At 66.1% G+C, this 25,323-nt stretch carries 21 protein-coding genes; 14 read left to right on the plus strand and 7 right to left on the minus strand.

Translation table 11 applies throughout. The features are described 5' to 3' along the window. Positions 1 to 15: 15 nt before the first annotated feature. The gene (locus tag ASF77_RS22850; RefSeq protein WP_056345392.1) at positions 16 to 1,284 is read right to left on the minus strand and encodes a lipoprotein-releasing ABC transporter permease subunit; all 1,269 of its coding nucleotides are present in this window, start codon (positions 1,282 to 1,284) and stop codon (positions 16 to 18) included. A gap of 325 nt (positions 1,285 to 1,609) precedes the next feature. Here ASF77_RS22850 and ASF77_RS22855 point away from each other — a divergent pair, with 325 nt between their 5' ends. The 4 genes from ASF77_RS22855 to ASF77_RS22870 all read left to right on the plus strand — a co-directional run bounded on the left by ASF77_RS22855 (position 1,610) and on the right by ASF77_RS22870 (position 6,283). Beyond that, positions 1,610 to 2,656, plus strand: a complete 1,047-nt coding sequence (locus ASF77_RS22855; RefSeq protein WP_056345395.1) for a hypothetical protein — start codon at positions 1,610 to 1,612, stop codon at positions 2,654 to 2,656. A 44-nt stretch (positions 2,657 to 2,700) separates the two neighbouring features. Next, on the plus strand, positions 2,701 to 4,350 hold the full coding sequence (gene recJ / locus ASF77_RS22860) for a single-stranded-DNA-specific exonuclease RecJ (RefSeq protein WP_056345697.1): 1,650 nt from the start codon (positions 2,701 to 2,703) through the stop codon (positions 4,348 to 4,350). 143 nt (positions 4,351 to 4,493) lie between these two features. Further along, a complete protein-coding gene (locus ASF77_RS22865; RefSeq protein ID WP_056345398.1) occupies positions 4,494 to 5,273 on the plus strand; it encodes an SDR family NAD(P)-dependent oxidoreductase in 780 nt (259 codons plus the stop codon). Continuing rightward, positions 5,270 to 6,283 (plus strand): tripartite tricarboxylate transporter substrate binding protein, encoded by a 1,014-nt coding sequence (locus ASF77_RS22870; protein WP_056345402.1) that lies wholly within the window; start codon positions 5,270 to 5,272, stop codon positions 6,281 to 6,283. Before ASF77_RS22865 ends, ASF77_RS22870 begins: the two co-directional genes overlap by 4 nt. Before the next feature lie 105 nt (positions 6,284 to 6,388). On the opposite strand, the gene ASF77_RS22875 is transcribed toward ASF77_RS22870, so the two are convergent. Further along, the gene (locus tag ASF77_RS22875; RefSeq protein ID WP_082494025.1) at positions 6,389 to 6,847 is read right to left on the minus strand and encodes a DUF4440 domain-containing protein; all 459 of its coding nucleotides are present in this window, start codon (positions 6,845 to 6,847) and stop codon (positions 6,389 to 6,391) included. A 121-nt stretch (positions 6,848 to 6,968) separates the two neighbouring features. Between ASF77_RS22875 and ASF77_RS22880 the strand changes: the two genes are divergently transcribed. The 5 genes from ASF77_RS22880 (at position 6,969) to ASF77_RS22900 (ending at position 11,321) form a co-directional block, all read left to right on the plus strand. Beyond that, positions 6,969 to 7,430: an antitoxin Xre/MbcA/ParS toxin-binding domain-containing protein gene (locus ASF77_RS22880; protein ID WP_056345404.1), complete on the plus strand. Its 462-nt coding sequence runs from the start codon at positions 6,969 to 6,971 to the stop codon at positions 7,428 to 7,430. Between the two features lie 2 nt (positions 7,431 to 7,432). Then, positions 7,433 to 8,116 (plus strand): RES family NAD+ phosphorylase, encoded by a 684-nt coding sequence (locus ASF77_RS22885; RefSeq protein ID WP_229445552.1) that lies wholly within the window; start codon positions 7,433 to 7,435, stop codon positions 8,114 to 8,116. A gap of 13 nt (positions 8,117 to 8,129) precedes the next feature. Next, positions 8,130 to 8,450, plus strand: a complete 321-nt coding sequence (locus ASF77_RS22890) for a DUF2288 domain-containing protein (RefSeq protein ID WP_056345409.1) — start codon at positions 8,130 to 8,132, stop codon at positions 8,448 to 8,450. Positions 8,451 to 8,643: 193 nt separating this feature from the next. Next, on the plus strand, positions 8,644 to 10,257 hold the full coding sequence (locus ASF77_RS22895) for a methyl-accepting chemotaxis protein (protein ID WP_056345412.1): 1,614 nt from the start codon (positions 8,644 to 8,646) through the stop codon (positions 10,255 to 10,257). A gap of 314 nt (positions 10,258 to 10,571) precedes the next feature. Next, entirely contained in the window at positions 10,572 to 11,321 is a 750-nt protein-coding gene (locus tag ASF77_RS22900; RefSeq protein WP_056345416.1) for a GAF domain-containing protein, read from the plus strand. Positions 11,322 to 11,552: 231 nt separating this feature from the next. Here the strand turns inward: ASF77_RS22900 and ASF77_RS22905 are convergent, their stop codons facing one another. Then, positions 11,553 to 11,957 carry a sel1 repeat family protein gene (locus ASF77_RS22905; RefSeq protein ID WP_056345419.1) on the minus strand — a complete coding sequence of 135 codons (405 nt, stop codon included), beginning with the start codon at positions 11,955 to 11,957 and terminating at the stop codon, positions 11,553 to 11,555. After that, entirely contained in the window at positions 11,954 to 13,966 is a 2,013-nt protein-coding gene (locus tag ASF77_RS22910; protein ID WP_056345422.1) for a bifunctional 2',3'-cyclic-nucleotide 2'-phosphodiesterase/3'-nucleotidase, read from the minus strand. The genes ASF77_RS22905 and ASF77_RS22910 overlap by 4 nt, the downstream gene beginning before the upstream one ends. A 132-nt stretch (positions 13,967 to 14,098) precedes the next feature. Here ASF77_RS22910 and prfB point away from each other — a divergent pair. From prfB to lysS, 3 genes are all read left to right on the plus strand, one after another. Then, positions 14,099 to 15,209, plus strand: a protein-coding gene (prfB, locus tag ASF77_RS22915) for a peptide chain release factor 2 (RefSeq protein WP_156648999.1) whose coding sequence is annotated in 2 segments (ribosomal slippage) — positions 14,099 to 14,179 and positions 14,181 to 15,209 — 1,110 coding nt in all. Because the reading frame shifts where the segments join, the coding sequence is not laid out codon by codon here. An 8-nt stretch (positions 15,210 to 15,217) separates the two neighbouring features. Then, positions 15,218 to 15,880, plus strand: a complete 663-nt coding sequence (locus tag ASF77_RS22920; RefSeq protein ID WP_056345711.1) for an HAD family phosphatase — start codon at positions 15,218 to 15,220, stop codon at positions 15,878 to 15,880. 26 nt (positions 15,881 to 15,906) lie between these two features. Further along, positions 15,907 to 17,445, plus strand: coding sequence for a lysine--tRNA ligase (gene lysS / locus ASF77_RS22925; protein WP_056345425.1), 1,539 nt, complete (start codon positions 15,907 to 15,909; stop codon positions 17,443 to 17,445). A gap of 223 nt (positions 17,446 to 17,668) precedes the next feature. On the opposite strand, the gene ppnN is transcribed toward lysS, so the two are convergent. Continuing rightward, positions 17,669 to 19,039 (minus strand): nucleotide 5'-monophosphate nucleosidase PpnN, encoded by a 1,371-nt coding sequence (gene ppnN / locus ASF77_RS22930; protein WP_056345426.1) that lies wholly within the window; start codon positions 19,037 to 19,039, stop codon positions 17,669 to 17,671. Positions 19,040 to 19,334: 295 nt separating this feature from the next. Between ppnN and ASF77_RS22935 the strand changes: the two genes are divergently transcribed. Next, a complete protein-coding gene (locus ASF77_RS22935) occupies positions 19,335 to 20,840 on the plus strand; it encodes a peptide MFS transporter (RefSeq protein WP_056345429.1) in 1,506 nt (501 codons plus the stop codon). 47 nt (positions 20,841 to 20,887) lie between these two features. Here the strand turns inward: ASF77_RS22935 and ASF77_RS22940 are convergent, their stop codons facing one another. Then, positions 20,888 to 21,799, minus strand: coding sequence for a LysR substrate-binding domain-containing protein (locus ASF77_RS22940; RefSeq protein ID WP_056345432.1), 912 nt, complete (start codon positions 21,797 to 21,799; stop codon positions 20,888 to 20,890). A 105-nt stretch (positions 21,800 to 21,904) separates the two neighbouring features. Here ASF77_RS22940 and ASF77_RS22945 point away from each other — a divergent pair, with 105 nt between their 5' ends. Beyond that, positions 21,905 to 22,825: an NAD-dependent epimerase/dehydratase family protein gene (locus ASF77_RS22945; protein WP_056345435.1), complete on the plus strand. Its 921-nt coding sequence runs from the start codon at positions 21,905 to 21,907 to the stop codon at positions 22,823 to 22,825. A gap of 195 nt (positions 22,826 to 23,020) precedes the next feature. On the opposite strand, the gene ASF77_RS22950 is transcribed toward ASF77_RS22945, so the two are convergent. Then, the gene (locus ASF77_RS22950) at positions 23,021 to 25,279 is read right to left on the minus strand and encodes an OPT family oligopeptide transporter (RefSeq protein ID WP_056345438.1); all 2,259 of its coding nucleotides are present in this window, start codon (positions 25,277 to 25,279) and stop codon (positions 23,021 to 23,023) included. Positions 25,280 to 25,323: the final 44 nt, after the last annotated feature.

Genomic DNA, 25,323 nt, shown 5'->3' on the forward strand with positions numbered 1-25,323 from the left:
TCGAAGGTGGAACGATCATTCGTAGCGCAGCGCCTGCGCCGGATTGGTGCGCGCGGCCGCCCAGCTCGGATAGAGCGTCGAGAGGAAGGCAAGCAGCACGGCCAGGCCGCCGATGCTGGCCACGTCCGGCCAGCGCAGTTCCGACGGGATCTCGCTGATCAGGTAGATCTCTTCCGAGAGGAACTGCACGCCGAGCACGCGCTCGATGGCCGGCACGATGACGTCGACGTTGAGCGCCACCGTCACGCCCAGCAGCACGCCGAGCAGGCTGCCCAGCAGCCCGACCAGGGTGCCCTGCACGATGAAGATCTTCATGATCGAGCGCGGCGACGCACCCAGGGTGCGCAGGATGGCGATGTCGGACTGCTTGTCCTTGACTGTCATGACCAGCGTCGAGACCAGGTTGAAGGCGGCCACCGCGATGATCATGGCGAGGATGATGAACATCATGCGTTTTTGCGAGCCGACGGCGGCGAACCAGGTAGCGTTCACCTGCGACCAGTCGCGCATCACGACCTCGTCCCCCATACTGCGGCGCAGCTCGCTTGCGACTTGCGGAGCCGCGTGCATGTTGCGCAGGCGCAGGCGGATGCCGGCCGGGCCGTCGATGCGGCCGGCCGCGATGGCGTCGTCCAGATGGGCAAAGGCGAGCGTGGAATCGAATTCGTAGTGGCCTGCCTCGAAAATGCCGGCCACCGTGAAGGTCTGGGTGCGCGGCGCGCCAGGAGCGCCGCTGCTGCCGCCCGCGCTCCCCAGCAGCATGGTCACGCGCTCGCCGACCGCCACCTCGAGCGACTTGGCCAGGGCGCTGCCCAGCACGACGTGCATCGAGCCGGGCGTGAGTTTGTCAAGGCCGCCCTGGCGCATCTGCTGGGGGAGCTCCGCGACCTTCGTTTCTTCGCCGGGCAGGATCCCGCGCAGCATGGCGGGCTTCATGACGCCGTCGCGCAGCAGCATGCCCTGGACGTCGGCGAAGGGCGCGGCGGCAAGCACCTGCGGATTGCGGCCCGCGTCGCGCGCCACCGCGCGCCAGTCGGGCATGGCGCCGCGCACGTCGTAGACCTCGATATGGGCCAGTACCGACAGCATGCGGTCGGTGACTTCCTTTTGAAAACCGTTCATCACCGACAGCACGACGATCAGGGCCGCCACGCCGAGGGCGATGCCGGCCACGGAAATCATCGAAATGAAGGAAATGAAGCGGTTGCGGCCGCTGCGCTTGCCGGCGCGCGTATAGCGCAGCCCGACCAGCCATTCAAACGGCAGCTTGTAGACGATACTCATGAATTTAGGTGTTTGACAACTTGAGCCCGCAGTGTGCCACACAAAGCTCATCCATGACAGTCTCGCAGGCCACGAAAACGTCCAGCCGGGGCTGGAACCATAACCGGAACTTCGCCGATGCGGCGCCGGTCGAACGGGTGAGTCCGCACGGGACTCGGCCACCAGCGGAGACGCCATGCCCGGCCACGCCTTGCAGATGCCCCGAATTTGCCCCGGCGGCCCTGTCCTTCCCCGGGCAGCTGCGTGTGGCGGCGCGGGCACGCAATCGGCGCTTCGGGAAGACTTGAGGCGGGCGCGGCGGGCGCATTTCGCCTACAATCACGGGATGTCCCAGATCACCCTCGTCCTGCCCTTCGCCCTCCCCATTCCCGAATTCGCACCCGACCTGGTGCGCGCCCTGAACACGCCGAGCCCGGCCCCGGCGCTGGCCGCACTGCTGTCGCGCACGACCAGCCATGCGCGCGTGGCGGCCGACGATACGGTGCGCGCCTTGCCGCATGAGCAATGGCTGGCGCGGGCGCTCGGCCTGCTCGCGAACGGCCGCCCCGCTTTTGCCGCCGCCGCGATGCGTGCGCGTGGCCAGGCGCGGGACGCCGGCACCTGGTTCGTCGTCAATCCGGTGCACATCGAGATCGCCCGCACCCACCTGATGATGGGCGACCCGGACATGCTGCGCCTGGCGGACGACGACAGCCGCGCCCTGTTCGCCGTCGCCCAGCCCTATTTCGAGGAAGCCGGCCACGCGCTGGTGTACGGCGACGCCGGCACCTGGTTCATGCGTGCCGCGGAGGGGGACGATGCGTGGTCTGAACTCGACACCGCTACACCCGGCGCCGCCCTCGGCATGGACTTGACCGACTGGATGCCGCTGGGCCCGCGCGCCGCGGCCTTCCGGCGCCTGCAGAACGAAGTGCAGATCCTGTGGCATGCGCACCCGGTGAACGCGGCGCGCGAAGCGCGGCGCCAGCCGCCGGTGAACGCCTTCTGGATCTGGGGCGCGGCCGATGCCGGGCAGCTGCCTGCCGCCGCTGCGCCCAAGCTAGCCGTGTTCGACGCCGGCCGCGCCGTGGCAAGCCTGGGCACGCCGGTCGACGACCTGGCGCAGTTCGCCGCGACCGCCGGCGGCGACACCATCCTGTATTGCGCCAGCGCCGCGCCCTACGCGGTCGGCGCCGACTGGGGCGGCTGGGTCGCGACGCTGCAGCAGCTTGAAGCGGCGCTGTTCGCACCCATCTTGGATGCCTTGATGAAGGGCCGCGTGCGCGAAGTGAGGCTGGTGCTGAGCCACCGCGACGCGCTTGCCGAATTCACCACCACCGCCATGGCGCAACGCAAGTTCTGGCGCCGCCCAACCCTGGATCGACTGCTTTGAACACCCGCATCACCATTCGCCCCTGCCCCTTCCGCCAGTCCGAGATGCTGCGCCAGGGCGGCATCCATCCGGTGCTGGCGCGCATCTACGCCGCGCGCGGCCTGGTCGACCCGCGCGAACTGTCCTGCGAGCTGACCGCGCTGGTTCCGCCCAGCGGCCTGAAACACATCGACGCCGCGGCCGTCTTCCTGGCCGACGCGATTGCCGCGAACAAGAAGATGACCATCGTCGCCGACTACGACTGCGACGGCGCCACCGCCTGCGCCACCGCCCTGCGCGGGCTGCGCGCGATGGGCGCCCGGGTCGACTACATCGTGCCCGACCGCGTGGTGCACGGCTACGGCCTGACGCCCGAGATCGTCGAGCTTACGGCGAACGAAAAATCGCCCGACATCATCGTCACCGTCGACAACGGCATCGCCAGCGTCGACGGCGTCCTGGCGGCGAACCGGCGCGGCATCGACGTCGTCGTCACCGACCACCATCTGCCGGGCGACCACCTGCCGCCGGCGCGCGTGATCGTCAATCCGAACCAGCCCGAGTGCGGCTTCCCCAGTAAAAACCTGGCCGGCGTCGGCGTCGTGTTCTACGTGCTGCTGGCCCTGCGCGCGGAGCTGCGCCGGCGCGGCGTGTTCGACGCCCAGACCCAGCCCAAGCTCGACAACCTGCTCGACCTGGTCGCCCTGGGCACCGTGGCCGACGTGGTGAAACTCGACGCCAACAACCGCATCCTGGTCGCGCAGGGCATCAAGCGCATGCGCGCCGGGCGCATGCATGCCGGCGTGGCGGCACTGTTCCGGGTCGCCGGGCGCGAAGCGCGCTGCGCCTCGCCCTTCGACCTCGGTTTCGCCGTCGGCCCGCGCCTGAACGCGGCCGGGCGCCTGCAGGACATGGCGCTCGGGATCGAGTGCCTGACCACCGACGACGAAGGCCGCGCCTGGGCCATCGCCCAGCAGCTCAACGAGATCAACCTGAAGCGGCGCGAGATCGAGGCCGAGATGCAGGACACGGCGCTGCTGCACCTGGACAGTTTCGAGCCGGCCGACGCCAGCACCATCGCCGTCTTCGACGAGAGCTGGCACCAGGGCGTGATCGGCATCGTCGCCTCGCGCCTGAAAGAAAAATTCTTCCGCCCGACGATCACCTTCGCGCCCGGCGGCCCCGGCCTGATCAAGGGTTCCGGACGCTCGATCCCGGGCTTTCACATGCGCGACGCGCTGGATCTCGTGTCCAAGCGCGTGCCTGGCCTGATCGACAAGTTCGGCGGCCATGCGATGGCGGCCGGGCTCACCATCAAGACGGAATCCTTCGACGCCTTCCAGCAAGCCTTCGAGGCGGTCGGGCGCGCCTGGCTGACCCAGGCCCAGTTAGAGCGCGTGGTCGAAACCGACGGCCCGCTCGAGGACGAGTTCTACTGCACCTCCTTCATCGAACTGATGGACGGCCAGGTCTGGGGCCAGGGTTTCGCGCCGCCCGTTTTCTGCGACGAGTTCCGCGTGCTGAGCCAGCGCATCCTGAAAGAGAAGCACCTCAAGCTGCTCCTGGAACGCAACGGCCGGCGCTACGACGCGATCTGGTTCGGGCGTACCGACGGATTGGGCGACCGGGCGCGGGTGGCGTTCCGGCTCGATGCGAACGAGTACAACGGGGTGACCAAGGTGCAGTTGTTGGTGGAGCACGCGGAGCCGGCGTAGCAAATGCACGGAACGGTAGCGTAAGCTAGGGTGGGCTCTCCGAGCCCACGCGGACAAACGTATGCGCCCCCGCGCCCTCTGCTCATCCACGGCGGACGCCATGCTAATATCGATGCATCGAACATCGACCCCACGAGGCATGGATGAGCGAAGCACCCGAAGTCGCATTGGTCACCGGCGGCAGCGCCGGCATCGGCCGCGCCATCTGCGAAGCCTTGCTGGCGCAGGGCCGCCGCGTCGTCAACCTCGACCTGAACGCCCCCGGCTGGCAGCATGACCGCCTCGTTTCCCTGCGGGCCGACCTGACGAAGCCGGACGAACTGCAGGACGCCGCCCGCCACATCGCCAGCACCTACGCCATCACGGCCCTGGTCAACAACGCCGGCGCCACCCGCCCCGGCAGCATCGACAGCGCCACCCTGTCCGATCTCGACGACGTCGTCAGCCTGCACCTGAAAGCGGCCATCGTCCTGACCCAGGCCGCGTTGCCGGCCCTGCGCGCCTGCGGCCACGGCCGCATCGTCAACATCGCTTCGCGCGCGGCGCTCGGCAAGCCCGAACGCATCGTCTATTCGGCCACCAAGGCCGGCCTGATCGGCCTGACCCGCACGCTCGCACTGGAACTCGGCGGCGACGGCATCACCGTCAACGCGGTCGCGCCCGGGCCGATCGCGACCGAGCTGTTCAAGGACAGCAACCCTGCCGGCGCGCCGCAGACCCGGCGCATCCTCGACAGCATCGTCGTCAAGCGCCTCGGCACGCCCGAGGACGTGGCGCGCGCGGCGCTGTTCTTCCTGGCGCCCGATAACGGCTTCGTCACCGGCCAGGTGCTGTACGTCTGCGGCGGCACCACGCTCGGGGTCGCGCCGCTCCAGACACCAAGTACTACCATCACCATAACGATAAAAGGAGACCCGTCATGACCCGTTCCCGCCGTACCCCCGCACTCGCGCCGAAGCGCCGCCTGCTCACCGTCGCCGTCCTTGCCGCCGGCATCGTCGCCGCGACGCCGTTCGCCGCGCGCGCCCAGGCCGCCTTCCCCAGTAAACCGATCACCATCGTGGTCGGCTTCTCGCCGGGCGGCACCACCGACACCCTGGCGCGCATCGTCGGCCAGTACATGAGCCGCGACTTCGGCCAGTCGGTCATCATCGACAACCGCCCCGGCGCCGGCGGCAACATCGGCACTCAGCTGGTGGCGCGCGCGCAGCCCGACGGTTACACGCTCCTGATGGGCACAGTCGGCACGCACGCCATCAACCAGAGCCTGTACAAGAAGCTCGCCTTCGATCCGATCAAGGACTTCCAGCCGATCTCGCGCGTGGCGCTGGTGCCGAACCTGCTGGTGGCGCACCCGTCGCAGCCCTTCAAGACCGTCAAGGAACTGATCGCGCATGCCAAGGCCAATCCGGGCAAGATCAATTTCGCGTCCTCGGGCAGCGGCACCTCGATCCACCTCTCGGCCGAGATGTTCAACCAGATGGCCGGCACCGACATGCAGCACATCCCGTACAAGGGCAGCGCGCCGGCGCTGACCGACCTGCTGGCCGGGCAGACCGCGCTCATGTTCGACAACATGCCCTCGGTGATCGGCCATGTGCGGGCCGGTAAACTGCGCCCGATCGCCGTCACCACGCCGCAGCGCTCGCCGGCCTTGCCGGACGTGCCGACGATCGCCGAGGCCGGCGTGCCCGGCTACAGCGCCACGTCCTGGTTCGGCATCCTGGCGCCCGCGGGCACGCCGGCGCCAGTGGTGGCCAGGCTGAACGCGACCATCCTGAAAGCCCTCGCCGATCCGGAAGTGAAGAAGAAATTCGCCGAGCAAGGGGCCGAACCGCATGGCGAGAAGCCCGAGCAGTTCGCGGACTTCATCCGCAGCGAGACGGCGAAATGGGGACAGACGGTGAAGGCGTCGGGAGCGACGGCGGATTGATGGCGAGGGCGTGGGCACGTAGGGGTGGGCGATGCCAATGGCATCGCCCACGGTTGCACCGGGCACCCCGTGCCCACGCGGTACGACGCCGGAACGGCGCTGGCCTCAGCGCCCGCAATCGCACCCACGATCGAACACCACCCGCCACGTCCCCGGCCCCTCCAGGCGCCAGATCGAATTGAAACGCCCGATCTGCTTGCCCGTCGCATCGCGCACCGGCCCGCTGCTGTAGGCCAGCGTGCCCGAGTCGAGCACCTCGACCTCGTCCGGCGCCCAGGAAAACGGCGCGGCCGGCTTGTCGAAATAGGCGCGCCAGGCCTGGGCGACGGCATCCTTGCCGCGCGTGGCGCCGCCCGGCCCCATGAAGACCGCCTCGCGCGAGAGATAGGCGGAAAAGCTGTCGAAGTCGCGCCGCGCCATGGTCGCTGCGAACGCTTTTTCGGCGTCGAACACCTGCTGGCGCAGGTCGCCAGGAACCACGCGCGCCCCGCGCGCCATGCCGATGGCGGCCAGCGTCACGCAAGCCACCACCGCAAACAGTACTCCCGCCGATCGCCACCACATGGAATAACCTTTTCCTTTCGACAAGTCGGCGCCAATTCTGTCACGGTGTTCACAGCTTGACAACCGTCAGTTGCAATGGGTACGGAATCGGAGTATAAATACTCCAGAAACGGAGAAACCCATGAACCTCGCCTCTACAGCTTATTCGTCTTCAGCGTATTCCTATCCCAAGAGCCGCTTCGAGCCGACGGTGCTGGTCGACCTCAATTCGCGCGCCGAGCGCGAGCGCCTGTCGAAGTCGGCGCTGCTGGGCTTCTTCAAGCTGGCCGGCGCCTGGCAACTGCGCGACGAAGACGCGCGCGAGCTGCTCGGCGGCCTGTCGGCGTCGAGCTTCTACGACTGGAAGAAGAACCCGGAGCGCGTGCTCGACGTCGACCGCATTACCCGCATCTCCTATCTGCTCGGCGTCTACAAGGCGCTGCACATCCTGTATGGCGAGGAGCTCGCCGACGAATGGGTGCAGCTCCCGAACAGCAACCTGATCTTCGGCGGCCGCACGCCGCTGGCGCTGATGCTGGGCGGCGGCCTGCTGGCCATGCAGACCGTGCGCCGGCTGCTCGACGCGCGCCGCGGAGGCCTCTGATCTTGGCAGTGCTGCCCAAACTCACCGCCCTGCGCCAGTTCGACACCTGCCGCCTGATCCCCTCGCGCTTCGCCGACCTCGAGGATTCGGTGCTGGCGCCGCTGGCGGAGGACGACGCCGTGCTGCGCGACCTGTTCGACCTCGACAACGCGACCAACGAACGCCTGCGCGGCGAAGCGGGCCTGTTGCCCGGCATCGGCATGGACGAACTGGTGTTCGGCGTCCCGAACTTCCGCATCATCAATGCGGCCTACACCTATGCGCGGCCGGAAGGCAGCCGCTTCAACGACGGCGAGCGCGGCGCCTGGTACTGCGCTTTCGACGCGGAGACGGCGCTGGCCGAAATCAGCTTCCATAAAACGGTCGAATACCAGGAGATCGGCCGCTTCGACGACAGCGTCAGCTACCAGGCGCTGCTGGCCGATTTCAACGCCGGTTTCCACGACATCCGCGGCGTGCGCGGCTTCCAGAAATGCCTCGACCCGCGCAGCTATGTCGCCTCGCAGGAGCTGGCCAATACCCTGCTCGAGCTGGGCTCGATGGGCATCATCTACCCGAGCGTGCGCCACCCCGGCGGCACCAACCTGGCCTGCTTCCGCCCGGCCCTGGTGGGCAATGTACGCAAGGGCGCGGTCTATCGGTTAACATGGGCGGGTTCGCCGACGCCCAGCGTCGAGATTACCTGACTCACCCCACGCCATGAAAACCGACCCGACCAAAGACACCGAACTGCACGACAAGATCAATCGCGAAACCGGCCGCATCGCCTGGAGCGAACTGGAACGCCATTTCGCCCAGGGCAATGTCATTTATGTGAGCGAGGCGCTCGACCTGATCGACGTCGCCGTACGCATTTCGCACGACGACAAGGACAAGATCGCCGCCTGGATGGCCGAAGGTAAGATCGCCAAGGTCTCCGACCTGCAGGCCCAGACCTGGAGCGCTGCCGGCACCGCCCTGTGGGCCTCGGTCGTGCATCCATTCATCCTGGTGCAGCCGGAAAAGCAGCGACTGCACTGATTCCGCGCTCGATAACTGCAACATCGTTATCGAACGATGTTGCAAATTTGCCGCATGGCATTATTTGCCGCGCTTCCGCTGCTATACTCTTCCTGAACAGCCAATCCGGCTGACGCCACATGCCGGCCTGCTCCACTGGCCATCGGCACGAACAACAGCGGCAGCGCGCCGCCTAATTCATCAGGAATCCAACGTGAGAAACTTCAAGATCGGCGTCCGCCTGGGCGCGGGATTTGCCATTGTGCTGGCATTGCTGCTGGCCGTCACCGTCACCGCTCTGCTGCGCATGCAGGAAGCGGGCGACATGACCAGCCGCCTGGTACACACGAGCATCAAGAACCAGCGCAACGTGGCCGAATGGGGCAAGCTCATCGAACTCAACAGCGCGATGCTGCAGACCGCCTATGTGTCGACCGACACCGCCGTCATCGAGAAGGTCGAGGCGCGCATGAAGGAAGTCTCGGCCCGCTCGACCGAACTGCAGAACACCGTCGAGGCCTCGCTGCGCAACGAGGCCGTGCGCGCCCAGTTCGCCATCGTCAAGGCCAAGCGCGATCCGTACCTGAACGCGCGCGCCGCCCTGTTCGAGGCCAAGCGCGCCGGCGACGTCGAAGGCGCCGAGAAGATCTATGCCGAGCAGCTCACGCCGCGCAGCACCGAATTCCTGGCCGAGATGAACAAGCTCGCCCACATGCAGATCGAAGCGGCCGATGGCGTCGCCAACGGCATCCTCGATTCGTATGCCAGTACCCGCGTGCTCCTGATCGCGCTCGGTCTTGCCGCCCTGGCGCTGGGCATCGCCTGCGCCTGGTCGATCACCCGCTCGATCACCGTGCCGCTGCGCCATGCGGTCGGCTTTGCCCAGCGCGTCGCGCGCGGCGACCTGACCAGCCGCGCCGCCGCAACCGAGCGTGACGAAACCGGCGACCTGCTGCGCGCCCTGGCCAGCATGTCGCAGGCGCTGGCCGGCATCGTCGGCAGCGTGCGCGGCGGTACTGGGGCGATTGCCACCGCCTCCAACGAAATCGCCAGCGGCAACGCCGATCTGTCGGCCCGCACCGAACAGCAGGCCGGCTCGCTCGAGGAAACCGCCTCGTCGATGGAAGAACTGACCTCGACCGTGCGCCAGAACGCCGACAACGCCCGCGAAGCGAACAAGCTGGCGAAGAGCGCCGCGGCGATTGCCGGCGAAGGCGGCGCCGTGGTGGCCGAAGTGGTCGCCACCATGGGCTCGATCAACGAGTCCTCGCGCAAGATCGTCGACATCATCAGCGTCATCGACGGCATCGCCTTCCAGACCAACATCCTTGCCCTGAACGCGGCAGTGGAAGCGGCGCGTGCCGGCGAACAGGGCCGCGGCTTCGCGGTCGTCGCCGGAGAAGTGCGCAACCTCGCCCAGCGCTCGGCCGGCGCGGCGAAAGAGATCAAGGCGCTGATCGACGACTCCGTTAACAAGGTCGCCGCGGGCACAGGCCAGGTCGACCGCGCCGGCGCCACCATGGGCGAGATCGTGCGCAGCATCGAGCACGTGACGACCATCATCGCCGACATCGCCAACGCCAGCGAAGAGCAGAGCGCCGGCATCGAGCAGGTCAACAGCGCGATCGCCGACATGGACCGGGTCACCCAGCAGAACGCGGCCCTGGTCGAAGAAGCGGCGGCCGCCGCCGAATCGATGCAGGAACAGGCCGCGCGCCTGGCCGAGGTGGTCAGCACCTTCCGTCTCGACGGGCCTGGCGCCGCTTCGCAGGGCGGCAGCACGCCTTCCACCGGTGCGCCGGCGCACCTGGCGCTGGCAGCGGCCTGAGTCGCCAGGCATGTTTGCCGACCGCCGACCCTGCACCGGGCGGCGGTCGAAGACGGTGCCTCACGCCGTGTTCGCTGTCGCCGGCGACTGCCGCGCTCTACGCTCGACCTGGCCGTATCCCGCCAGCCTGGCTCATTCACAAAAATAGCCCCTTGGAAATTGACGAATTCGCATTACTTGTGCGAACGTGATTTCTTTTGATGCAATTAAATTTGCGGGTACTGCCGCTTTCGCAGTCGGTTTGCGGGACAAAGCCGGAACATGCGGATAAATTCATCAAATCGGATATACTGCTAGAAACTGTAGGAACATTGATGAACAGCAATATTATCGAAGAAGATCCGATCCTGACCACCAGCGCGGCTGCACGGCTGCTTGGCGTGGCGACCAGCACCGTCCAGCTCTGGATGGAAAGCGGCGCCATCGAGTCCTGGAAAACCCCCGGCGGCCACCGCCGCACGCGCGAAAGCCATATCCGCGCGCTGATGACCAAGGTCTCCGGGCAGCCCGGCACCTTGGAGCGCCGCCTGCCGCCGACGCCGACCGATCCGGAATTCCTGCCCAACCCTGACCCGGGCTTCCCGGTACCGGAGGTCGAGGCGCAGCGCCTGGCCGCGCTGGCCGCGACCAACCTGGTCGACAGCATGCCGGAAGAGCGCTTCGAGCGCATCGTGCGCCTGGCCTCGAAAGTGACCGAGTCGCCGATCGCCCTGATCTCGCTGCTGACGGCGCGCCGCCAGTGGTTCAAGGCGCGCGTCGGCCTGCCGGCGCAGCAGACGCCGCGCGAATGGGCTTTCTGCACCCACGCGATCCTGCAGGACGGGCCCTTCGTGGTCGAGGATGCGATGAGCGACGCTCGCTTCGCCGGCAACCCGCTGGTGCTGGCCGACCCGCACATCCGCTTCTACGCCGGCGTGCCGCTGCGCGACCGGTCGGGCATGGCGATGGGCACCCTGTGCGTGATCGACCGCGAGCCGCGCAAGCTGCGCGCGGCGGAGCTGGAAGCGCTGATCGACCTGGCGGCGATAGCCGCCAGTGAGATCGAGGCATCGGGCGAAGACTGAGCTTTCCGCGGCTCCGCTTCATGTCGCGAGTTTCCGCCGCCCGTTGAACGCGTGGGCGGCGCCGGCGCCGCGTCCGCGCGCCTTCCCGGGTGGAGCCGACCACCCTACGTCCCGCTGCACGCGTTCTCGCGATACGCCGGCGCCTTCCGTAGGGTGGACGGCTCCACCCAGATCTTTGCGCCGACGCGACGCATGCGCCGCCCACGCGTTCAACCCACGTCTGCAAGGCCGCTACTCTTCCACCGCCCGGTGCGTCAACGCATGCGCTGCCTGCCGCATCAGCAAATCCGCCTTGCGCGGATCCGGCTCCTGTAGCGCCAGCTGCTGCAGCGCCTCCGGATAATCCAGCGCCGCCGCCGCTTCCAGCCAGCGCCGCGCCGCGGCGGCATCCGCCGGCACGCCCTCTCCCGCCGCCAGCATGTTCGACAAGGTGAACATCGCCGCCGGCACCTGGCACTCCGCCGCCTTCCTGAACGCCGCCAGCGCGCGCGCCGCATCGGCACGCACGCCTGCGCCGTTGCGGTACTTCAGCCCCTCGCGGTAAGCGATCCGCGCCTCGTCGGCCTGCATGCAGGGCGCCGCCTGTGCTGCGCCAGGCGCCAGCAGCACCAACAAGGCCAGCGTCAAGGTCTTCACTTCGACAAATCCAGCACGTACAGCGCGAAGCCCTTGCCGAGCCCATCGTCCGCACGCAAGAGGCTGACGTTGTCCAGCCCCGCCTCCTGCGCCAGGCCCAGCATGCCGGGCGCCGAATGGAAGACCACCGGCCCGGCCGTTTTCACCTGGGTGAAGCGCCAGCTGCGCGCCGTGCCGTGGCTGGCGCGGGTCAGTTTCTTGACGTCGCGGATGTAGGCGATCAGAACGTCGCGGCTGGTGTCGGGCGAAGCGAGGATGGTATTGCTGCCGTCCAGACCGGGGAAATTGCCGCCGCCGCTGGCGCGGTAGTTGTTGGTGGCGACGATGAATTCCTGGCCGGGTGCGACCGGCACGCCGCGCAGGGCCAGCTTGCGAATGCGCGAACCGGCCGGCTGGGTGAGGTCGATTTCGTAGCTGATCTCGGGCGAGGTCAGGGTATCGAAGTTGTAGCTCGGGACGGTGGCGTTGACCAGCTCCTGCGGCTCGGCCTTGGCCGGATCGATCGTGTTGAAGCGCCGCGCCGAGGTTTCCAGCCAGGCCTTCAACCCGGCGCCGTCCACCTTCACCGCGTACAGCGCGTTCGGATACAGGTAGAGGTCGGCCGCATTGTTGAGCGCCAGGTTCCCGGCCGGGACGTCGGTAAAATCGAAGGCGCCCGCCGAGCCGCTCTTGAACGGCGCCGACATCGACAGCACCGGCAGTTTCGCGTACTGCGGCAGGTTGGCCTCCACGTACTTCTTCACATACGCGGTCTGCGCCGCGTTGACGACGGCGATCGCCGAGGTGTCGCCCGCATCGGCGAAATAGGTCGTCATGCGGAACTCGGTGCTGCCGACCGGCGTCTTCACGTAGCCGATCGTCGCCTCGTGCTCTTCGCGGATCAGCGCCATCACGGCCGGGTCGGCGGCGACGAAACTCTTGTCGGCGTTCTGGGCACTGCGCGCCTCGACCACCGTCTTCTCCTTGTCGACCGTCCAGCGCTTGCCGTCCGCGCGCAGCTGCAGGGCGATCACGCCCAGGTGCTTGCCCCAGAGGTTGGCCATCACGGTCGGCACACCGTGCACCAGGCCCTTCGCCTTGTCCACGCCCGGCAGCTGGAACTGCGGCGCCGTGCTGGCCGCGTTCGGGAACAACTGGTGCGAATGGCCGAGCAGCATGGCATCCACGCCCGGCACCTGCGCCAGGTACCAGCCGGCGTTTTCCATCTGCGGCGTGTACGGGTTGGCATCGAGCCCGCCGTGGGCGATGGCGACGACGATGTCGGCGCCCTTCTTCTTCATCTCGGGGATGTACTTGAGCGCCGCCTCGCGCACGCCGGTGGTGTAGACCTTCCCCTCCAGCCAGCGCTTGTCCCAGGACATGATGGTCGGCGGCGTGAAGCCGATGATCCCGACACTCACCGTCGCCGTGATCGCGCGCCCGTCCGCGTCCTGCGCGCTCACCTTCTTCTCGATAATGCGCCAGGGTGCGAACAGCGGCTTCTTCGTCTTCGCGCTGTAGACGTTGGCCAGCACCTGCGGAAAGGCCGGGCCGGCGCAGCGCTTCGGCTGGTCCACGCCCGCGACCTGGAAGCGGTTGCCGGTCACCTGGCTGAGAAAGCCCAGGCCGTAGTTGAACTCGTGGTTGCCGATCGAGGCGCCGTCGTACTTCAGCGCGTTCATGACCTTGTAGATGCCCAGGGTCTGCGCGCAGCCCAGCGGTTTCACCAGCGCCTGGTAGTCGGCCAGCGCATTGCCCTGGATGGTGTCGCCGTTGTCGAACAGGACGGTGTTGGCGAATTCCTCCCGCGCCTGGGCGATCAGGCGCGCCGTGCGGTCGAGGCCGATCGAGGGCTCGGCGGCCAGCTTGAAGTAATCGTAGCCGACCACATTCGAGTGCAGGTCGGTGGTCTCGAGCACGGCCAGGGTGGCGCTGGCGCCCTTCGGGGCGCTTGGGGCGGCAAGCACGGGCAGGCTCAGGGCGGCGGGCAGAACGGCGATGCCGATTTGGCAAAGGATTGGGTAGCGCATGGGGATTCTGGAGGTGGGAACGCGCCGATGATACGGCAGCGGCGCGCACGGCGGCAAGGCGCATGGCGGCTGGGCGCACCACGATTACGGTATAATCACCGGTTCGATTCAACTCATTTAGACGCCACGACCATGGAAGCTGAACGCATCAACGCCATCTCCGCCCTGCTGAACGACCTGACCGGTCGCGAAGCCGAACTTCGGAGGTATCTTTGACTTCGATCGGAAGTCAGAGAAACTAGAGCAGGTCAACGAAGAACTCGAAGATCCGACCGTCTGGAACGACCAGAAGCGGGCCCTGGATCTCGGTAAAGAGAAGAAGGCGCTGGAAGGCGTCGTCCTGACGCTGGAAAAAGCGAAGGCCGACCTGGCCGACTGCGCCGACTTGTTCGAAATGGGCCGCGAAGAAGGTGACGACGACACCATCGAAGCCGTCAGCGCCGACCTCGAAGGCATCAAGACCGTCATCGAGCAGATGGAATTCCGTCGCATGTTCAGCAACCCGATGGACCATGCTAGCTGCTTCATCGACATCCAGGCCGGCGCCGGCGGTACCGAAGCCCAGGACTGGGCCTCGATGCTGCTGCGTCAATACCTGCGCTATTGCGAACGCAAGGGCTTCAAGGCCGAGATCCTGGAACAGTCCGACGGTGAAGTCGCCGGCATCAAGACCGCGACCATCAAGGTCGAGGGCGAGTACGCCTATGGCCACCTGCGCACCGAGACCGGCGTGCACCGCCTGGTGCGCAAGTCGCCGTTCGACTCGGCCAACGGCCGCCACACCTCGTTCACATCGCTGTTCGTGTATCCGGAAGTCGACGAGTCCTTCGAGATCGAGATCAACCCGGCCGACGTGCGCATCGACACCTACCGCGCATCGGGCGCGGGCGGTCAGCACATCAACAAGACCGATTCCGCGGTGCGCCTGACGCACGCGCCTTCGGGCATCGTCGTGCAGTGCCAGAACGACCGTTCGCAGCACCGCAACAAGGCCGAGGCCTTCGACATGCTGCGCGCGAAACTGTTCGAACTCGAGATGCGCAAGCGCATGGCCGAGCAGCAGAAGCTGGAAGACTCCAAGACCGACGTCGGCTGGGGCCACCAGATCCGCTCCTACGTGCTCGACCAGTCGCGCATCAAGGATCTGCGTACCGGCTTCGAGACCGGCAACACGAAGAACGTGCTCGACGGCGACCTGGACGACTTCATTTCGGCCTCGCTCAAGCAAGGCGTCGGCGCATGAGCGCAAGCATGACAGTCGATAAGCGGGCGCTGATCTTCGACATGGACGGCACCATCGTCGACAACATGGCCTTCCATACGCAGTCGTGGATCACCTTCTTCGAGCGCCGCGGCCGCGCCATCGATGCGGACGAATTCTTCCGCACGACGGCCGGGCGCCAGGGCAAGGAGATCATCCGTTCGCACATGGGCGAGCACCTGGCGGACGAAGAAGTCGCCGTGTTGAACCATGAGAAGGAAGCGGTCTACCGCGAGCTGTATGCGCCGCACCTGAAGAGCGTGGCGGGCTTCGACGACCTGATCGCTGACGCGCGCTCGCAGGGCATCCTGCTCGCCGTCGGCACGGCCGCGCCGCCGGCCAACGTCGAGTTCACGCTCGACGGGCTGGATTTGCGCCGCCATTTCGAGACCGTCGTCGGCGCCACCGACGTCCCCCGCGGCAAACCGCATCCGGACGTGTTCCTGGAAGCCGCGCGCCGCTGCGGCGCCGCACCGGCCGACTGCATCGTCTTCGAGGACGCGCCCCTGGGCGTGGAAGCCGCGCGCCGCGCCGGCATGCGCTGCGTGGTGATCACCACCACCCTGCCGCGTGAAGCCTTTGCCGAATTCGACAACGTGATTGCCATCGTCGACGACTTCTCGAGCCTGTCGCTCGAAGCGCTCTACGCCTGATCCAACCAACAAGAGTTGAACCTACCATGACTACGGATAACCAAGAGAATACGCCGCCAGCACTGGCCGCCGACGAAAACAAGATCATGACCGAGCGCCGCGCCAAGCTGGCCGCGATCCGCGAACAGGGCGTCGCCTTTCCGAACGACTTCAAGCCCCAGCACAAGGCGGCGGAACTGGTCGAGCAGTACGGCGCATTGACGCGTGAAGAGCTGGAAGAGAAAGCGATCCCCGTGGTGCTGGCCGGCCGCATGATGCTCAAGCGCGAAGCCGGCAAGAAGGCGGCGTTCGCCACCCTGCAGGACGCCTCGGGGGCGCGCGCCGACGGCCGCATCCAGATCTACGTGACCCTGGACGCCACCGGCGAAGCGGCAATGGAAGCCTTCCGTACCTACGACCTGGGCGACATCCTGGGCGTGGAAGGCACGCTGTTCAAGACCAAGGTCGACGAACTGACGATCAAGGTCAGCAAGCTGCGCCTGGTGACGAAGTCGCTGCGCCCGCTGCCGGACAAGTTCCACGGCCTGGCCGACCAGGAGACCAAGTACCGCCAGCGCTACGTCGACCTGATCATGAACGAAGAGACGCGCCGCACGTTTAAAGCGCGTACCGCCGCGCTGTCGTCGATGCGCCGCTTCATGGAAAAGAACGGCTTCATGGAAGTCGAGACCCCGATGCTGCACCCGATCCCGGGCGGCGCCGCAGCGAAACCCTTCATCACCCATCACAACGCCCTGGATATGCAGATGTTCCTGCGTATCGCGCCCGAGCTGTATTTGAAACGTCTCGTCGTGGGCGGCTTCGACCGCGTCTTCGAGGTGAACCGCAACTTCCGCAACGAAGGCGTCTCGATCCGTCACAACCCCGAATTCACGATGATGGAGTTCTACGCGGCCTACACGGACTACACCTGGCTGATGGACTTCACCGAAGCCGTGATCCGCCAGGCCGCGGTCGACGCCCAGGGCACCGCCGTGCTGTCGTATGGCGGGCGCGAGCTGGACCTGTCGAAGCCCTTCCAGCGTCTGACCATCGTCGGCGCGATCAACAAGTATGCGCCGGGCTACACCGCCGAGCAGCTCGACGATCCGGAATTCCTGAAGGCAGAGCTGAAGAAGTTCGGCGTCAAGCCTTTCGCCACCGCGGGCCTGGGCGCGCTGCAGCTGGCGCTGTTCGAAGAGACGGCCGAAGCCCAGCTATGGGAGCCGACCTATATCATCGACTACCCGGTCGAAGTGTCGCCGCTGGCACGCGCCTCGGACACCCGCGCCGGCATCACCGAGCGTTTTGAATTGTTCATGGTCGGCCGCGAGATCGCCAACGGCTTCTCGGAGCTGAACGATCCGGAAGACCAGGCCGCCCGCTTCCTGGCCCAGGTCGACGCCAAGGACGCCGGCGACGAGGAGGCGATGTACTACGACGCCGACTACATCCGCGCGCTCGAATATGGCATGCCGCCGGCTGGCGGCTGCGGCATCGGCATCGACCGCCTGATCATGATCCTGACCGATTCGCCGAACATCCGCGACGTGCTGCTGTTCCCGCACTTGCGCAAGGAAGACTGATCGCTCGATCGGATGAAGAACGGGACGCCAAGGCGTCCCGTTTTTTTTCGCGTGACGCCGGCGACATGCATGCGTTTGGTGGGCACGGGGCGCCCACCCTACCGGTTCGTCCACGTTTGGTGGGCGCCCCGTCCCTACCGAACGGCCTGATGGCATGAAAACGGGACGCCGAAGCGTCCCGTTTCTCGTAGGGTGGGCGCCCCGTGCCCACCGAACGGCCGCGTTATTGCACGATCGTATAACAAGGCACATATGCCTTGCCCGGCAACTTCATCCGGCTCTGCTCCACGAACGAGGCCAGCAGCGCATCCATCGGCGCCATGATCTCGCTGTCGCCGTGGAGCTCGTACTTGCCGAACTGTTCGATCTCGCGGATCCCCTCTTCCTTCACGTTCCCGGCCACCACGCCCGAGAAGGCGCGGCGCAGGTTCGCGGCCAGCATGTGGGTTTCCTGGTTCTTGTGCAGCTTCAGGTTGCGCATGTTGTCGTGCGTCGGCTTGAAGGGCTTCTGGAATTCCTGGTCGATCTTCAGGCGCCAGTTGAAGTAATAGGCGTCGCTGTGGGCCTTGCGGAATTCGCGCACCAGCTTGATCCCGGCAGCCATTTCGCGGGCAACGGCGTCCGGGTCGTCGATGATGATCTTGTAGCGCGCCTGGGCCTGCGGGCCGAGGGTCTGGCCGATGAAGCCGTCGATCTGCTCGAAGTATTCGCGCGCCGTGGCCGGCCCCGTGAACACCAGCGGGAACGGCATCTCGGCATTGTCCGGATGGAGCAGGATGCCGAGGATGTAGAGGATCTCCTCGGCGGTGCCGGCGCCGCCCGGGAACACGCAGATGCCGTGGCCGGTGCGCACGAACGCTTCCAGCCTCTTCTCGATGTCCGGCATGATGACCAGGTCGTTGACGATCGGGTTCGGCGACTCGGCGGCGATGATGCCGGGTTCCGAGATGCCGAGGTAGCGCCCGCCATGCAGGCGCTGCTTGGAGTGGCCGATGGCCGCGCCCTTCATCGGCCCTTTCATGGCCCCCGGGCCGCAGCCGGTGCAGATATCGAGTTCGCGCAGGCCGAGCGCGTAGCCGACCTCTTTCGAATAGTTGTACTCGATGCGGTTGATCGAGTGGCCGCCCCAGCACACGACCAGATTCGGGTTGCGCTGCGGCTGGAACACGTTGGCGTTGCGCAGGATGTGGAACACCGCGTCGGTGATGCCTTCCGGCTTGGCCAGGTTGAACTTGGGGTTTTCGGTGATCTCGAAATGGACGTAGACGATGTCGCGCAGGACGGCGAACAGGTGTTCGTGGATGCCTTTGATCATCTTGCCGTCGACAAAGGCGATGGACGGTGCGCCGCGGATGTCGAGCTTGATGCCGCGCTCGCGCTGGATCACGCTGATCTCGAAGCCGCTGTAGCGTTCGAGCAGTTCCTTGCCATCGTCGATCGAGCTGCCGCAGTTGAGAACGGCGAGCGCGCACTTGCGGAATATGTGGTAGAGGCCGCCCTGGCTGGTGTCGAGCAGCTTGGCCACCTCGGCTTTCGACAGGACTTCGAGCCGGCCTTCGGGAGAAATGAGGGTGTCGACGACGTCGTAGTTCATGCAGGTCTTCCTTTTCTATTACATCCGAAATAAAGGCTTCCGGAAACATGGCTGGCTGTTTCACCAATATACGACAAAGGCGCTCTGGATGCCTGCGCATGTGTGCGCCAGTGGTGCATACCGGCAACGCGGCGCACCATCCGCGCGCGTGTTTACCACAATGGCAAATATTTTTCTTGAGGTAAGCAAATTCCTCTAAAATGCGTCCCAACTGGAAATTCCGGCAAGTCTTGGGGCAAGTCTGGCGTTCCACTAAAACAGTTCGTCTATAAACACTATTTTCGGAGGGACCCGCATGAGCGGTGCAGCTGCAACACCCGGCAAAGAAGTTGCCATTCCAGAGTTCAAACAGATCATGGGCCACCCGGCGCCACTGTGGATGCTGTTCATGACGGAATTCTGGGAGCGTTTCGCTTTCTACGGCATCCGTTGGGCCCTCGTGCTCTACATCGTCGCCCAGTTCTACGGCGGCAACGCCGTCGGCCAGGCCGACGCCAACCTGACCTATGGCTCCTACCTCGCGCTGGTGTACGCCGGCGCCGTCTTCGGCGGCCTGATCGCCGACCGCGTCATCGGCTACCAGCGCTCGATCCTGATCGGCGCCGTCTTCATGGCGGCCGGCCTGTTCATGATCGCGATGCCCGACCAGGACATCTTCAAGCTCGGCCTGGCCACCATCATCGTCGGTAACGGCATGTTCAAGCCGAACATCTCGACCATGGTCGGCAAGCTCTACTCGCTGGGCGACACCCGCCGCGATTCCGGCTTCACCATCTTCTACATGGGCATCAACGCCGGCGCGTTCATCGCTCCGATCCTGACCCAGATCCTGGCGCAGGAACTCGGCGACGGCACGACCCCGGCCTACAAGGTCGTGTTCATGGCCTCGGGCGTCGGCATGCTGATCAGCCTGGTGTGGTTCTACATCGGCCGCAAGACCCTCGCCGGCATCGGCGCACCGGAAGCCGGCGCCGAAGGCCGCGGCCGCTCGATCGCCGTCATCCTCGGCAGCATCGTCGTCATCCCTGGTGTGTACTTCCTGCTGAAACTCGGCGCCGGCACCCTGCAGGTGATCCTGACCGTGCTCTTCGTCGCCCTGGCCGCGATGCTGATGATCGAAGGCATCCGCAACGGCAAGGTCGCGCGCGACAAGACCATCGCCATGATGATCATCTTCGCCTTCAACATCCTGTTCTGGATGTTCTTCGAACAGGCCGGCAGCTCGTTCACCTTCCTGGCCGACCAGATCGTCGACCGCAACCTGAACGGCTGGATCTTCCCGGTCGCCTGGTTCCAGAGCGTGAACTCGGTCGCGATCATCCTGTTTGCACCGATCATCGCCGCGATCTGGGTGGCGATGGGCAAGCGTAACGTCAACCCGTCGATCCCGCGCAAGTTCGGCCTTGGCCTGATCTTCAACGGCCTCGCCTTCGGCCTGCTGATGTTCGCCCTGGGCAGCCTGGTCGACATGGACAACAAGATCCCGTTCTGGACGCTGTTCACCGTCTACTTCATCCAGTCGATCGGCGAGCTGTGCCTGTCGCCGATCGGCCTGTCGATGGTCACCAAGCTGGCGCCGGTGCGCCTGGTCGGCCTGGGCATGGGCGGCTGGTTCCTGTCGACCGGTATCGGCAACAACCTGTCGGGCATCTTCGCTTCGCACGTGTCGGGCGAGTCGGGCATGTCGATCGCTTCGGCGCTGGACGGCTACACCTTCGGCTTCTGGTCGCTGGTCGGCGGCGGCGTGCTGCTGTTCCTGATCGCACCTCTGATCCAGAAGCTGATGCACGGTGTGAAGTAAGCGTCTTCAAGCTTCAACGAAAAACGGCAGCCGCGGCTGCCGTTTTTTTATTGCCCCGCCGTCACTGTCTCCAGCGCGCGTCGCATCTCTTCCATCTCGCCTTCCACCCAGGCCCGAAAGCGCTGCACCTTGCCCATGTTTTCCTTGTGCGGATTGGCGAGGAAGCGGTAGCCGTATTCGAAGGGCGCGCTGCGGCAGGCGATCTGGCGCAGCGCGCCCGAGGCGATGTCCTGGCAGGCGATCCCGTAGGGCACCAGGGCCACGCCCTGCCCCGCCACCGCCGCCTGCACCAGCACGCCCCAGTGGCTGTAGGCGCGCGAGAAATCGTATTCGCCCTTCAAGGCCCGGTTCTCGTTGAGCAGCTGCAGCCAGCGTTCGGGCGACTTCTCGCACAACAGGGGCCAGCGCCGGATCTCGGTCAGGGTGAGCTCCGCCTGCCCGGGAGCGAGCAGCTCGGGGCTGTACACCGGCACCAGGCGCTCGCGGAACAGGGTCGAGGAATCGCCCTCGCGCACCACGCCGTAGCGGATCGCCACGTCCGTGGTGTCGGCCTCGAGGTCGACCGGCGCGTCGTTCGAATCGATGCGGATGTCGAGCTCCGGATACAGCTTGGTGAAACGGTGCATGCGCGGTACCAGCCACTTGATGGCGAACGAGTGCGTCGTCGAGATGCGCAGCACCGATTCCTCGTCGCCATGCTGCAGGGCCGCCACCTTGGCGCGCAGTTCGCCCAGCATGCGGCCCACCGCGATCGCCAGCTCCTCGCCCTTGGCCGTCAGCGCGATATGGCGCGGGTGGCGCACAAATAGGGGAAAACCAACGGCCTCTTCCAGCTGCTTGACCTGCAGGCTGACCGCGGCAGGCGTCTTGTGCAGCTCGCGCGCGGCCAGCTTGAAGCTGCCCCAGCGCGCGGCGCAATCGAAATCGATCAGGCCCGAGAGCGAGCGCAGCGGCTTCATGGCCCCTCCCTGCATAAGTTTTTCTTATTCATAGTGCGCGTTTTTTCTCGTTTGTGCGATTGCATTGCTGAGCAGAAAATATACGCGATTCGTCAAGGAGAAGCCATGCACAAGGATATATTGGTGATCGGCGGCACCCGCTACTTCGGCAAGCTGCTGGTACAGCGCCTGGTACGCGCGGGCCACAAGGTGACGATCGCCACCCGCGGCTACGCCCCCGACCCTTTCGGAGCCCGCATCGAACGCATCCGCGTCGACCGCCGCAGCGAGACGGCCATGCGCGCCGCGTTTGCGGGCAAGCGCTACGACCTGGTGTTCGACCAGATGTGCTACAGCCCGCTGGACGCGGCCATCGCCGTGCGCACCTTCGGCGGCAAGGTCGGGCGCTATGTGATGACTTCCACGATCGACGTCTACCGCGGGGCCGCGGCCTCAGGCGCCGGCTTCGCCGAATCCGACCTGGCGGTGCTGGCCCAGCCGATCGACACCCGCTATCCCTGGCACGACCCGCAGCGCGCCGTCGAAAGCTATGTCGCCGGCAAGGTGCAGGCCGAAGCCTATCTCTACCGCGACGGTTCCCTGCCCCTGGTCACGGCGCGCCTGGCCCACGTGCTGGGCGGGCCGGACGAATTCACGGGCCGCCTTTCCTGGTATGTCGATGCCGTGCGCGGCGGCGGCGCCCTGCGCTACACCGATGGGGATGCGCGGCTGTCCTTTCTCGGCACGCAGGAGGCGGCGGCCTTTCTCGACTGGGCGGGGGCGCAAAGCTTTACCGGGGCGGTGAACGCGGCTTCGCATGGGGCGCTCTCGGCACGCGACCTGTTCGGGCGGGTGGCGCAGGTGCTCGACGCGCCGGATCGCGTGCAGCGCGTGGACGGCGCGGCGCCGGGTGTCTTGTCCCCCTTCGATGCGGATGCGGCGCTGGTGCTCGATACGCGCCGTGCGCAGGGCTTGGGGTTTGCGTTCAGCCGGACGGACGAGTGGCTGGACGATGTGATTCGGCAGCACGATTTGGCGTTCGTTTAAATCGCGTTGTTTCATGCCGTGATACGCGTGGGCACAGAGCGCCCACCCTACGTTACGCGACCGCTAACATCGTTTGTACCTGCTGCGGCTGTTCACCGTAGGGTGGGCTCCCCGAGCCCACGCGTACGCACCCTCAACGACCACGCGGCCCTCAAAACGGCCAAAAACAACGATCGCCTTGGCGCCCGTTTTTCGTTACTTCTGCGCCTTCTCGCGCGCCACCCAATACAGCAGCAGCACAATCGCCGCATACGGTATCAAGGACAGCAGATCCGCATTCGGCCCCGACACGAACGGGTTCGACGCCTCCGCCCACTTCGCCATCATGCTGTCGAAATCCGTCAGCACGCCCGCGGTGATCGCGATGACGATGCCCGCCAGTGCGCCGCCGGCGATATAGCCCGATGCCAGCAGCGTGCCCGAGCTGCGGTCGCCCGCGGCGGTGCGTTCCTCGGCGTTCAGGTTCGCGTATTGTGGCAGCTTGTTGTTGCGGCGGTCTGCCGCCCAGCGCACGGCGCCGCCGATCGCGATCGGCAGGGTCGACACCAGCGGCAGGTAGACGCCGACCGAAAAGGCCAGCGCCTGGATGCCGGCCAGTTCCAGCACCACCGAGATCATCACGCCGAACAGCACCAGCGTCCAAGGCAGCTGCTGGTCGAGGATGCCCTTGATGATGTAGGACATGAGCACCGCCTTCGGCGCATCGTATTTCTTGACCTCGGTGCCGTCCGGACGGGTATGGTGGTGGCCGTTGATGCCTGGGTCGACCAGGTAGGCCAGCTGGCCGTCCTCGTGCACCAGGTACTTGCCTTCGGGGCCGCCGGCGGTGCCGGTCTTGCGCCAGACTTTATAAGTCTTGCTGTCGGTTTCGGCCTGCGGGCCCTGCAGCTGCGCCGTCTCCGTCAGTTTGGAGGCGTCGACCGTGATGCCGGGTGCCACCTGGGCGGCGGGCACGTACACGGTGCCCGCTTCGTTCAGTTTCAGCAGGATCGGCCCCAGGATCAGCGCCGAGGCAAAGGCGCCGCACAAGATCGCGTACTGCTGCAGGCGCGGCGTCGAGCCAACCAGGAAGCCCGTCTTCAGATCCTGCGAGGTGGTGCCGGCGTTGCTCGCGGCGATGCAGACGATGGCGCCGACCGACAGCGCCGTCACGTAATACTGCCCGCCCGTCCAGCCCATCACCAGGAAGATCAGGCAGGTGAAGAGCAAGGTGGCGACCGCCATGCCGGAGATCGGGTTCGAGGACGAGCCGACTTCGCCGGTCAGGCGCGAAGAGACGGTGGCGAACAGGAAGCCGAACACGAGGATCAGGAGCGCGCCCAGCAGGTTCATGTGCAGCGGCGTGGCAACGGTGATGATGACGATGATGGCCAGGCAGCCGATGGCGACCCATTTGAAGGGGATGTCCTGGTCGGTGCGCAATGAGGCATCGGCCGCGCCTTTCCCTCCCTTCATGCCGGCCAGACCTCCCTTGAGGCCGTTCCAGATCGAAGGCAGCGAGCGCACCAGCGAAATCAGGCCGCCCGCCGCCACGGCGCCGGCGCCGATGTACAGCACGTAGGCGTCGCGGATATCGTTCGGCGACATGTCCTTGATCAGCATGGTGCCCGGCGAGACCGGCACGGTGAGCAGCTCGCCGAAGAACTTGATCATCGGGATCAGCATCAGGTAAGACAGCACGCCGCCGGCCGCCATCGTAAAGGCGATGCGCGGGCCGATGATGTAGCCGACGCCGACCAGCTCCGGCGAGATCTCCGCGCCGGCCGAACCCGCCTTGAGGGGCGCGCCGAACTCGAAGTTGGCGACATCCTTCCAGCCTTTGAGGGAAACGTTGGCCACCTTGTACAGCAGGCCCAGGCCGAAGCCGCCGAAGATGATGGCGGCGCGGCGCTTGGCGTCGCGCGCGGCGTCAGAGCCCGTCAGGCGCACTTCGCCCGCGGCTTCGCGCGAAGTCTCGGTGGCGGCGGCTTTGAGCACCTCGGCGCAGGCGGTGCCTTCCGGGTATTTCAGTTCGCGGTGGCCGTCGACGATCATGGTGCGGCGCATCGGAATCATCATCAGGATGCCGAGCAGGCCGCCCAGCACGCCGACCAGCATCACGCGCGAGATTTCGAGGTCGAAGCCGAGGATCATAATCGCCGGCATGGTCACGCCCAGGCCGAAGGCAAGCGATTCGCCGGCCGAACCGGCTGTCTGCGTGATGCTGTTTTCCAGGATGGTCGACTCGCGCCCGCCCATCTTCTTGAACATGCCGAACAAGGTGATGGCGATCACCGCCACCGGGATCGAGGCGCTGACGGTGAGGCCGACTTTCAGCACCAGGTACAAGGAGGAAGCGCCGAAGACCATGCCCAGCACGACGCCCATGACGAGGGCACGGATGGTGAATTCGGGGAGGTTCGCGGTGGCGGGAATATACGGCTTGACAGGGGGTGGAGCAGGATCGTAGGGCATCGTCATCTCGGGGGCATGGATTGGCCAGTCTTAAGCCGGCCTGA

Origin of the sequence: Massilia sp. Leaf139 (assembly GCF_001424165.1) — a bacterium.
Classification (GTDB): domain Bacteria; phylum Pseudomonadota; class Gammaproteobacteria; order Burkholderiales; family Burkholderiaceae_D; genus Telluria.

Coding starts and splice junctions, on each gene's coding strand:
- ASF77_RS22900 (WP_056345416.1), top strand. CDS start 10,572: ATGAACAGCAATATTATCGAAGAAGATCCGATCCTGACCACCAGCGCG.
- recJ (WP_056345697.1), top strand. CDS start 2,701: ATGCTGCGCCAGGGCGGCATCCATCCGGTGCTGGCGCGCATCTACGCC.
- ASF77_RS22910 (WP_056345422.1), bottom strand. CDS start 13,966: ATGCGCTACCCAATCCTTTGCCAAATCGGCATCGCCGTTCTGCCCGCC.
- ASF77_RS22880 (WP_056345404.1), top strand. CDS start 6,969: ATGAACCTCGCCTCTACAGCTTATTCGTCTTCAGCGTATTCCTATCCC.
- ASF77_RS22935 (WP_056345429.1), top strand. CDS start 19,335: ATGAGCGGTGCAGCTGCAACACCCGGCAAAGAAGTTGCCATTCCAGAG.
- ASF77_RS22850 (WP_056345392.1), bottom strand. CDS start 1,284: ATGAGTATCGTCTACAAGCTGCCGTTTGAATGGCTGGTCGGGCTGCGC.
- ASF77_RS22945 (WP_056345435.1), top strand. CDS start 21,905: ATGCACAAGGATATATTGGTGATCGGCGGCACCCGCTACTTCGGCAAG.
- ASF77_RS22940 (WP_056345432.1), bottom strand. CDS start 21,799: ATGAAGCCGCTGCGCTCGCTCTCGGGCCTGATCGATTTCGATTGCGCC.
- ppnN (WP_056345426.1), bottom strand. CDS start 19,039: ATGAACTACGACGTCGTCGACACCCTCATTTCTCCCGAAGGCCGGCTC.
- ASF77_RS22950 (WP_056345438.1), bottom strand. CDS start 25,279: ATGCCCTACGATCCTGCTCCACCCCCTGTCAAGCCGTATATTCCCGCC.
- ASF77_RS22890 (WP_056345409.1), top strand. CDS start 8,130: ATGAAAACCGACCCGACCAAAGACACCGAACTGCACGACAAGATCAAT.
- ASF77_RS22875 (WP_082494025.1), bottom strand. CDS start 6,847: ATGTGGTGGCGATCGGCGGGAGTACTGTTTGCGGTGGTGGCTTGCGTG.
- ASF77_RS22920 (WP_056345711.1), top strand. CDS start 15,218: ATGACAGTCGATAAGCGGGCGCTGATCTTCGACATGGACGGCACCATC.
- ASF77_RS22855 (WP_056345395.1), top strand. CDS start 1,610: ATGTCCCAGATCACCCTCGTCCTGCCCTTCGCCCTCCCCATTCCCGAA.
- ASF77_RS22865 (WP_056345398.1), top strand. CDS start 4,494: ATGAGCGAAGCACCCGAAGTCGCATTGGTCACCGGCGGCAGCGCCGGC.
- ASF77_RS22870 (WP_056345402.1), top strand. CDS start 5,270: ATGACCCGTTCCCGCCGTACCCCCGCACTCGCGCCGAAGCGCCGCCTG.
- lysS (WP_056345425.1), top strand. CDS start 15,907: ATGACTACGGATAACCAAGAGAATACGCCGCCAGCACTGGCCGCCGAC.